9 protein-coding genes are annotated in these 10,010 nt (G+C 54.5%); 3 read left to right on the top strand and 6 right to left on the bottom strand.

The window, feature by feature from the left end; all coding sequences use genetic code 11:
• Positions 1-187: 187 nt before the first annotated feature.
• Complete coding sequence (locus IM317_RS13475; protein ID WP_029741120.1) at positions 188-1,483, top strand: MFS transporter; 1,296 nt, start codon at positions 188-190, stop codon at positions 1,481-1,483.
• On the opposite strand, the gene IM317_RS13470 is transcribed toward IM317_RS13475, so the two are convergent.
• The 5 genes from IM317_RS13470 to trxC all read right to left on the bottom strand — a co-directional run bounded on the left by IM317_RS13470 (position 1,480) and on the right by trxC (position 7,200).
• Positions 1,480-1,803, bottom strand: coding sequence for a YfiM family lipoprotein (locus IM317_RS13470; RefSeq protein ID WP_033146245.1), 324 nt, complete (start codon positions 1,801-1,803; stop codon positions 1,480-1,482). The genes IM317_RS13475 and IM317_RS13470 overlap by 4 nt on opposite strands.
• A gap of 44 nt (positions 1,804-1,847) precedes the next feature.
• Entirely contained in the window at positions 1,848-3,203 is a 1,356-nt protein-coding gene (pssA, locus tag IM317_RS13465) for a CDP-diacylglycerol--serine O-phosphatidyltransferase (protein WP_023333068.1), read from the bottom strand.
• A gap of 110 nt (positions 3,204-3,313) precedes the next feature.
• The gene (gene pat, locus IM317_RS13460; protein ID WP_033146244.1) at positions 3,314-5,977 is read right to left on the bottom strand and encodes a protein lysine acetyltransferase; all 2,664 of its coding nucleotides are present in this window, start codon (positions 5,975-5,977) and stop codon (positions 3,314-3,316) included.
• Positions 5,978-6,012: 35 nt separating this feature from the next.
• On the bottom strand, positions 6,013-6,711 hold the full coding sequence (locus IM317_RS13455) for a tRNA-uridine aminocarboxypropyltransferase (protein ID WP_033146243.1): 699 nt from the start codon (positions 6,709-6,711) through the stop codon (positions 6,013-6,015).
• A 69-nt stretch (positions 6,712-6,780) separates the two neighbouring features.
• The gene (gene trxC / locus IM317_RS13450; RefSeq protein WP_023308858.1) at positions 6,781-7,200 is read right to left on the bottom strand and encodes a thioredoxin TrxC; all 420 of its coding nucleotides are present in this window, start codon (positions 7,198-7,200) and stop codon (positions 6,781-6,783) included.
• 204 nt (positions 7,201-7,404) lie between these two features.
• On the opposite strand from trxC, the gene IM317_RS13445 reads away from it, so the two are divergent.
• The gene (locus IM317_RS13445; RefSeq protein ID WP_033146242.1) at positions 7,405-8,535 is read left to right on the top strand and encodes a tRNA/rRNA methyltransferase; all 1,131 of its coding nucleotides are present in this window, start codon (positions 7,405-7,407) and stop codon (positions 8,533-8,535) included.
• A 48-nt stretch (positions 8,536-8,583) separates the two neighbouring features.
• On the opposite strand, the gene ung is transcribed toward IM317_RS13445, so the two are convergent.
• Complete coding sequence (ung, locus tag IM317_RS13440) at positions 8,584-9,273, bottom strand: uracil-DNA glycosylase (RefSeq protein ID WP_023308856.1); 690 nt, start codon at positions 9,271-9,273, stop codon at positions 8,584-8,586.
• 314 nt (positions 9,274-9,587) lie between these two features.
• Between ung and grcA the strand changes: the two genes are divergently transcribed.
• Positions 9,588-9,971 carry an autonomous glycyl radical cofactor GrcA gene (gene grcA / locus IM317_RS13435; protein ID WP_029741127.1) on the top strand — a complete coding sequence of 128 codons (384 nt, stop codon included), beginning with the start codon at positions 9,588-9,590 and terminating at the stop codon, positions 9,969-9,971.
• Positions 9,972-10,010: the final 39 nt, after the last annotated feature.

Below are 10,010 nucleotides of genomic sequence, written 5' to 3'. Positions count from 1 at the left end.
CGTAAGGTGCGGGGTTTTTTGGTTTGTGCTTACCCTCTCTGGCCTTTCTCTTAATCCCTTATCCTGCTAATGGAATGTGTGATCCCTGTCGCAATGTCATTTATAACAAAATTATAACATTTCATTTACGAGGTAATTGAGTCTCCTGACTCAATACGCCGTTGTTTATGGCAGGAGCATAATCACAATGACAGAAAGCATTACATCAAACGGGACGCTGGCTAACAGTGATACCCGAAGAAGGGTATGGGCAATCGTCAGCGCCTCTTCAGGGAATCTGGTTGAATGGTTCGACTTTTACGTCTACTCATTCTGTTCACTCTACTTCGCACATATTTTCTTCCCATCCGGCAATACCACAACGCAGCTGCTACAAACGGCGGGGGTATTTGCCGCAGGGTTTTTAATGCGGCCCATCGGGGGCTGGCTGTTTGGCCGCATTGCGGATCGTCGCGGCCGTAAGGCTTCTATGCTGATCTCGGTGTGCATGATGTGCTTTGGTTCTCTGGTGATCGCCTGCTTACCGGGATATGAATCGATTGGTACCTGGGCACCGGCGCTACTATTACTGGCCCGCTTATTCCAGGGATTATCGGTAGGGGGTGAATACGGTACCAGTGCGACCTACATGAGTGAGATTGCCCTGGAAGGCCGTAAAGGTTTTTACGCCTCATTCCAGTACGTCACGCTGATTGGTGGTCAACTGCTGGCCATTCTTGTGGTTGTGATCCTGCAGCAAATTCTGACGGATGAACAACTTCACGCCTGGGGATGGCGAATTCCTTTCGCGATGGGCGCAGTACTGGCGGTGGTCGCACTTTGGCTACGCCGTCAGTTAGATGAAACCTCTCAGAAGGAAGTCAGAACGCTGAAGGAGGCGGGAACATTCAAAGGGTTATGGCGTAACCGCAAAGCTTTCCTCATGGTGCTGGGCTTTACTGCGGGCGGCTCTCTCAGTTTTTACACGTTCACCACCTATATGCAGAAGTACCTGGTGAACACCACCGGCATGCACGCAAACGTCGCCAGCGTAGTCATGACCGTGGCGCTGTTTGTCTTTATGCTCATACAACCCATTATCGGTGCGCTCTCGGATAAAATCGGTCGACGTACGTCGATGCTGATTTTCGGCGGCCTGTCGGCATTATGTACCGTACCTATTCTGTCGGCCCTTCAGCATGTGACTTCGCCGTATGCGGCGTTTGCGCTGGTGATGCTGGCGATGGTGATTGTCAGTTTCTATACCTCTATCAGCGGAATACTGAAAGCTGAAATGTTCCCGGCGCAGGTACGTGCTTTAGGGGTAGGGCTCTCTTATGCGGTAGCTAATGCGTTGTTTGGCGGATCGGCGGAGTACGTTGCGTTGTCGCTTAAATCATGGGGAAGTGAAACGACATTCTTCTGGTACGTAACGATAATGGGCGCACTGGCCTTTATTGTTTCGCTGATGCTGCATCGCAAAGGTAAAGGCATTCGACTTTAATAGCGCGCCATCTGCCACACGGCATAGCCGGTCGTTGCGCCGGCGACATCCCAGGCGAAATCTTTCCAGCTCCAGCCGCTCCCTGCGGGGCGGCTATCCCACAGTTCTTTTGATGCTCCAAGACTGACTGAAAACATCAACCCTATCGCCGCGCTACGATCCCGGCTGTATCCCTGATGCTGCGCATATTCATTGCCGGCTGCGGACAACATCGCGGAAGCGAGGAAATGCTGGGCTTTATCCTGTCCGGACCAGTTATCGTTGGCCATATGGCTACAGCCAGTCAGAAAGAGGACGCTAAGTAACAGAGGAATACGCATCAACGGCTCCATAAAAAAACCCTGCGGGTGGCAGGGCCTGGACATTACAGAATACGGCTGATAAGTCGGTCGATACGGATACGACGTAAGCGGCGGATAAGCTTGCGGACTTTTACCGGATAATCGGCAATGCTCTGCAGTTCGCGGTAATGATTAACCACAGTGGTATGCGTGCGAATCAGCTCCAGCTCACGTTCACGTTTTGCGGCTAACTCGTGCTGCGGGTCATGGATCAGGATAGCGTTTTCCAGATCCAGTCGCCACGCGCGTGGGTTCAGGTTATTACCGGTCAGCAGCATCCACTCATCGTCGACCCACATTCCTTTCAGATGGTAAGTGTTGTCTTCATCTTTCCAGAGACGCACAACCAACTGGTCAGTGTTTACGTAATACTGTAAACGGCTCAGGAAACGGCGCAGGTTGATCTCATAGAGATAAGGCAGCGCACCGATGATTTTGAACGGCTGATCTTCAGGAATGAAAAAGTCGTTTGCGGTTTTATCACCAACGATGATTTCCACTTTTTTACCGTCGCGCAGCAGCTGAATGATATTACGCACCAGCACGGCAGGGAGGTTGAAGTACGGCGTACAGATGGTGAGTTTCTGCTCCGCGCACGGCATCAGATGGAAGATCGTTTTGTTCAGCAGGCTTGATTTACCGAGCCCTACCAGCGGGGTAACGGATAACTCTTCGTTGTTCGCATCGCCCTGGAAATGATAGACCGCATCACGCAGCTCCTGGCGGAAGGCGCGAACATCGTTTTTGATTTCCGGGCTTTTAGGACGTTCGGGATCGTCAAGGCGATTAACACCGCGGCCATGGACCAGATTTTTATCAACCCAGTTAAACATGATATCGGCCATCTGCGGATTACGGATCAGATGGTAGCGGTCGTAGCGATATTTATCGAGCTGATGAAGGTAAACATCATTCAGACTTGCGCCGCTGTAAAGCACGCTGTCATCAATGATGAAGCCCTTGAAATGAAGTACGCCGAGCGCTTCACGGGTATTAACCGGGACGCCATAAACAGGCACATCAACGCCAGGATTTTCCTGCGCCGTGCGGCAATACCAGTCGGCATTGGTGTTTGACGCGGCAGCGCCAATACGGCCACGCTGAGCGCGATGCCAGTCGACCAGCACGCGAACATCGAGTTCCGGGCGCTGACGTTTGGCTTCATAGAGCGCGTTCAGGATCGCGCGCCCGCCTTCATCCTGTTCAAGATAGAGCGCTACAATGCAAATGCGTCGCGTGGCGCTGGCAATCTTTTCCAGAAGCGTCTCCCGAAAATGAGCGGGAGCGTAAAAGAACTCTACATCATCAACTGACTGAGAAATCTTCGGTAGTTGAGCAAGGTGTTGTTGATGTTTATTACGCTTAAATTTTGACAACATCACAGTGCGTTTCTTCTCTGTTCATTGAAGGGTTGTCTGTACCATGCAAACAACATAAGCGGACAATGATACCACCAGTCCCGTCCAAAGTGGGTAACATTTCCAGTAGCTTACTCGCGTTTGTCTGTTGATGTCAGACTGAGGGACAAGGCCACAATACCTTCGTCCAGCTGAATATCAACGTCAAACCCAAGTTTTCGCGCCAGGGTCACCATACCGCGATTGTTAGGCATAGTAATGCCATTGAGGCGTAACAATCCGTGATCTCGCGTATAACTGATGAGTTTTTCCAGCAGCCGTCTCCCCAGACCCAGGCCTTTAAGATCGGAGCGCACCAGCACCGCAAACTCCGCATCGACGTTATCCGGGTCAGAAATCGCACGCGTGACGCCGAGGATCTCATCCCCCTTATCGGAGCGACGAACGGCAACAAACGCCATTTCTCGATCGTAGTCGATCTGGGTCATATTGGCTAAATCATCATGGGTAAATTCGTTGATTTCGCTAAAATAGCGATAATAAAGATCCTCTTTCGTGACCTGAGAGATAAAGGCCCGCAGCTGGGGCTCATCTTCCGGCAGAATAGGGCGGAACAAGGCGCGTTCCCCATTCTTCATCTCAACCCACTCTTCCAGCTGCAGGGGATACGGGCGGATCGCCAGACGGCTCTCTCTGTCTCCTTCGAATGGCGCGATATCCAGGGTCACGTCCAGCGCCGTAAACTCATTGCCCGAGGCGAGCAGCGGATGAATGTCCAGCCGCTGGATTTCGGCACAATCCACAATCAGGTTAGACACCTGCACCAGGAACTGACTTAACCCGGCAATATCAAGCGGGCGCAGCGCACTCCGGCCACGGATCTTTTTACTTTTGATCGCCTGGATGATCAGATAACGCGCCAGGTTCATGTTCAGCGGCGGTAGCGCCACCACGGCCTGCTCCTCCGGACGCCACTCAACGCCACCCTCTCCCAGCATGATGAGCGGGCCGAAGACGGGATCGTGTTCAACAACCACCCGTAATTCCTGAGCCCCTGCGCGGTTTGCCATGCTTTGCACCAGCAATCCGTGGATCCTTGCCTGCGGCCAGGCCATTTTGACCCGATCAAAAATGGCATCAGCTGCCTGCTGCACCTCAGTCGCCGTACGCAGGTATAACATAACCCCCTGAACATCAGACTTATGCGGGATATCCGGGGAACGCAGCTTCAGGGCCACCGGATAGCCAATCTGTTCAGCAATATGCACGGCCTCAGCGCTGTCGCTGGCGATCCAGGTCGGCAGGGTTTGCATCCCGTAGCTGCCCAGAATGGGCTGCACTTCATGCGTATCAAGCGAGGTCGCGCCCTCTTCGATAGCCTGCTGCAACAGCCGGTGAACATCGACGGTGTTCGCCGTCAGATTCCCCGGCAAAGCCGGCGTCTCACGCAGCTGTTTCTGGTTGCGGCGATATTCCACCATATGCATAAACGCGGTGATGGTGCCTTCCGGCGTGCGGTAGGTTGGCAGCCCGGCCTCGCTGAACAAGCGCCGCGCCTCCTGAGAGGAAAACTCACCGCACCAGTTGGTGAGCAGGGTAACGTATTTACCGCGTGGATGGTTGCGCACGGCATCAATGAGCGCGCGCGCGCTTTCACTGCCCGGCGCGACCGCGCTGGGGGAGTGGATAATCATCAGCGCATCAAAATCCTGGCTATCCAGCAAAATGGAAATCGCCCTGATATAGCGGTCGCTGCTGGCGTCATCGCGCAAATCAAGCGGATTGCCGGGCGTCACGCTGGTCGGAAGCGCTTCTTTCAGGCGCTGCAGCGTCTCTTCACTCAGCGTTGCCAGCTTGCCGAAGCGCCGCCACAGCTCGTCCAGCGCGAGCGCGGCAGGGGCCGCACCGTTACTGACAATCATTAGCTTCTCACCGCGCAACGGGCGCATATGGCTTAACGTCTCAACGGCGGAAAAAAGCTCGTGCGTATCCTGTACCCGCAGCAACCCCGCGCGCTGAATGGCGGCGTCCCAGGCGGGATCCATGCCGGAATGAGAATGCAGCAGACGCTGTGCCGCAGGGCTGCGTCCGCTTTTGATCACCAGGATCGGCTTATTACGCGAAGCGCTTCGCGAAGCCGAGACAAAACGACGCGCGTCGCTGAGGTGCTCAAGATAAAGCAGGATCGCGCTGGTTTTGCCGTCACGTGCCAGAAAATCCAGCAGCTCATCAACGTCGATATCCAGGCTGTCGCCCAGGGCAATGAAGTAGGAGAATCCCATTTCACGCTGCTGCGCCCAGTCGAGGATGGTGTTCGATACCGCAGCCGACTGCGAGATAAACGCTAGTTTGCCTTTGCGGATCGGGACCGGGGAGAAACTGGCATTCAGCCCCTGCCAGGGGGCGAGCAGGCCCAGACTGTTTGGCCCAAGAATGCGCATTTGATAGCGGCTGGCGCAGGCCAGAAGCTCGGCTTTCTGTTCAGGCGGAGACGAGAGAATTATGCAGGTTTTACACCCTTTCTTGCCGAGTGATTCCAGCAGTTCCGGGTTGCGCTTCGCGTTTGTACAGAGTACGGCAAGATCCGGCACGAAAGGCAGGCTTTGTACATCAGGCCATGCAAGTACCCCCTGAACGGCCTTATAAGACGGCGTGACGGGCATGACGGGGCCATTAAATCCCCCGGCCAGCAGATTGCGCATCATCAGATAACCAGCACGATCCGGCTTCATTGATGCGCCGATAACGGCAATGGATTTAGGACGAAGTAGCGCTTCTAACCCTCGCTGGCTCATGCAGGCCTCCTGTGAATGCAAGCGACCTGATGATTTTAAACGCTTTCTGGCTCGGGCGCTGTGACGCTGCCCTTATGAACGGTTTTTCCTGCCAGATAGCGCTCCCGGAAGCATGAGAAATGGTTGCCCAGGGCACCAGCCGCAGCGGTATCTCCCGCTAAATCCAGAAGCGCAATCGCCACTTCGGCGGTGCAGTATTGCCCGTCAGCATGCGCTTCACGCAGGCGGTAGGCGGAGACGCGGGAAAGATCGACAGAAATCACCGGCAGCGCGTCGAGATACGGGCTTTTGCGAAACATTTTTCGCGCTTCGGTCCAGGTACCGTCCAGCATGATAAACAGCGGTGGTTTACCGGATGGCGGCGCTGAAAGCACCTGGCGATCCACACCTGCATATGACGCGGGGAAGACGACCATCGGCTGGTAGTCGGGGCTGGTCACTAAATCGAGCAGGGCCTGAGGTGGCTCCGTACGGGACCACTGAAACGCGGCGGTATCCGGCAGAATATCGGCGATAAGACGCCCCGTATTGCTGGGTTTCATCGGCTCGGTATCGAACATGACCAGACAAAAACGGCTTTCCGCCGTACTCGGAGCGAGCGTCTCGCACAGACAAACCTTCAGCGGCAGCAGGCAGCGCTGACAGCGGCGAATACGGTTGCCTCGTGCGAGGAACGGTCGGGTGGCGCGCGCAAGGCGTTCGGCGCGTAATTTAAGAACGGCGTTATCAGTCATGGGCGAAATGCAGGAAAAACGCTATTTTCGCAGAGGCGGGAGCGGGGCACAAGACGTGCCCCGTGAATGTTACAGCGACTCGTTTAACCAGCTTTCAAAAGGCGCTTTTGGAACCGCACCGTTGAGCATATCGATCACTTCGCCATTTTTGAAAATCATAATGGTCGGGATGCTGCGAATACGAAAACGTGCGCTCAGTTCGGGTTCGGCTTCGGTATTGACCTTAACGAACCGCATTTTTCCGCTGCGCTCTTCGGCCACATCTTCGAAAATCGGCGCGAAGCTACGGCATGGGCCGCACCATGGCGCCCAGAAATCGATCACGACAGGAAGATCGTCCTTGAGGAGTTTGTCCAGCGTAGCACCCGTCGCGTTAATGACATCGCCATCAAATAATTCATGGCCACAACGTCCGCATTTCGCACCATCTTCCATCCGATCGTCCGGAATGCGATTAAGAGCCTGACAGTTGGCACATACGGTATTCATAACTAACCTCTGATAGAGCCGTGGGACAGCGGCACAACGCCGATAATGTTTCTAATATGTTACATATTATCAATGAGCCTGTTTGAAACAACAATGCGTTTTATTCAATGAGAACAATAGTCACAGGCTTTTGTACGAAATTATGGCTATGCGCTGGCACATCGGGTAATCTGCGCGCTTCGCGCAGCGCTGGTGGAGAAAAGCATGAACGACGAAATGAAAAACAAAAGCGGCAAGGTCAAAGTGATGTATGTCCGCAGTGATGATGACTCTGATAAACGCACCCAAAATCCGCGTACCGGAAAAGGTGGCGGGCGTCCGGCGTCTCCTCGTGCAGACGGTGGCCGTCGCCCCGCCCGCGATGACAGAAATAACCGCGGTGATGACCGCAAACGTGACGATCGCAAACGCGATGACCGTCCGCGTTCCGACCGCCCACGCAGTGACCGTCCACGCGACGATCGTCCGCGTGATGACTTCTCACGTGATAACGCCTCCCCGTGGCGCACCGTTTCTCGCGCCCCTGGCGATGAGACGCCGGAAAAAGCCGATCACGGCGGTATCAGCGGTAAAAGCTTTATCGACCCGGAAGTGCTGCGCCGTCAGCGTGCGGAAGAGACCCGCGTGTATGGCGAGAACGCCTGCCAGGCGCTGTTCCTGAGCCGTCCTGAGTGTATCGTCCGCGCCTGGTTTATCCAGAGCGTGACCCCGCGCTTCAAAGAAGCGCTGCGCTGGATGGCCGCGAACCGTAAAGCCTACCACGTGGTTGATGATGCCGAGCTGACCAAAGCGTCCGGCACTGAACACCACGGCGGCGTCTGCTTCCTGATCAAAAAGCGTAACGGCACGACCGTGCAGCAGTGGGTCAGCCAGGCGGATGCCGATGACTGCGTGCTGGCCCTGGAAGATGTGGGCAACCCGCACAACCTGGGCGCAATGATGCGTAGCTGCGCACACTTTGGCGTGAAAGGCGTGCTGTTGCAGGATGCCGCGCTGCTGGAATCCGGTGCCGCGATCCGTACTGCGGAAGGCGGAGCCGAGCACGTACAGCCGATCACCGGCGACAGCGTTCTGGACGCACTCGAGCAGTTCCGTAAAGCGGGTTATTCCATCGTGACCACCTCAAGCCATGCCGGTACGCCGCTGTTTAAAGCGACGCTGCCGCGCAAAATGGTGCTGGTATTAGGTCAGGAACGTGATGGTCTGTCTGACGCGGCGCTCTCCAGTGCGGATCTGAGCGTCTCTATCGACGGAACAGGCAATGTGGAAAGTCTGAACGTATCCGTTGCGACCGGCGTACTGCTGGCCGAATGGTGGCGTCAGAACAAGGCATAAGCCATTATGCTTTTTGTATGCCCGGTGAGCCGGGCATACAAACTCAAACTACTCGCTCTCTGCCGGTAATACAGGCATCCAGTCAATCGGCTTTTCGCCACGTTTTTCCAGCCATTCATTCGCCAGAACAAAATGATTACTGCCAAAGAAACCGCGATGCGCAGACAGCGGTGACGGGTGCGGTGCCTTGAGCACGTGATGACGCTGACGATCGATAATCGCCCCTTTCTTCTGCGCGTGAGAACCCCAGAGTAAAAACACCACCCCTTCACGATGCTCGTTGATAAGGCTGATGACTTTATCGGTAAACGTCTCCCAGCCCAGACTGGCGTGCGAGTGCGCCTGACCCGCCCGTACGGTAAGCACCGTATTCAGCAACAGCACGCCCTGGCGCGCCCAGCTTTCCAGGTAACCGTGGTTTGGCCGGGTAAAACCGGGCACGGTTGCTTCAAGCTCTTTATACATGTTGAGCAGAGAAGGGGGGATAGCCACGCCCGGACGAACGGAAAACGCCAGCCCATGCGCCTGCCCGGGGCCGTGATAGGGATCCTGGCCCAGAATGACCACTTTCACATCGCTCAGTTCGGTGTAGCGAAAGGCGTTAAACACGTCTTTCTGCGGCGGGTAAATCGTCTGTCCGGACTGACGCTCAGCGGCAACGGTGCTGAGCGTATTGATAAAATAAGGCTGCTGCTTTTCTTCTGCCAGCACGTCATGCCAGGTTAAAGGTGTCGTCATCTCGCTCTCCTGCGAATCTCAATCTCTGACTAGCTTACCTGTTTCACCCCGGTGAGCAAAATTACGCGCTGAAATACGTGCTAAGTGGCTAAATTTATTTTGAAAAGATACAGAGTAAGTTGAATTGGTAAGGTTGTTAAATTGATCTAAAACAATAAATTCAAACCACACTCTTTATGTGGTTGGTGTTTTTGTTGATTTAAATCAATAAATCGCCGGGGTGTGAATGTTATATATACACACAAGAAACAATGGTTTTACCAATTGGCCGCGAGAGGCCGACACGAGTTAATGTAGCCTAAGGGAGGCAACACATGATTACAGGTATCCAGATTACTAAAGCTGCAAATGACGATCTGCTCAATTCTTTCTGGCTGCTGGACAGCGAGAAGAACGAAGCGCGCTGCGTCGTTGCGAAAGCGGGTTTTGCTGAAGATGAAATCGTACCGGTAAACAAATTGGGCGAAATCGAATACCGTGAAGTTCCTATGGAAGTGCAGCCGGAAGTGCGCGTGGAAGGGGGTCAGCACCTGAACGTTAACGTGCTGCGCCGCGAAACGCTGATGGATGCCGTTGAGCATCCAGAAAAATATCCACAGCTGACCATCCGCGTGTCTGGCTATGCGGTTCGCTTTAACTCACTGACTCCAGAACAGCAGCGCGACGTTATTGCACGTACCTTTACTGAAAGCCTGTAACGGCTTCAGCAGGGGGGAATAAAAAAGCCGGGAATTTCC

The sequence above is a fragment of the Enterobacter cloacae complex sp. S3 genome, assembly GCF_014930495.1.
In the GTDB taxonomy this organism is placed as follows: Bacteria; Pseudomonadota; Gammaproteobacteria; order Enterobacterales; family Enterobacteriaceae; genus Enterobacter; species Enterobacter asburiae_B.
This window is presented reverse-complemented; position numbering and strand designations above follow the sequence as displayed.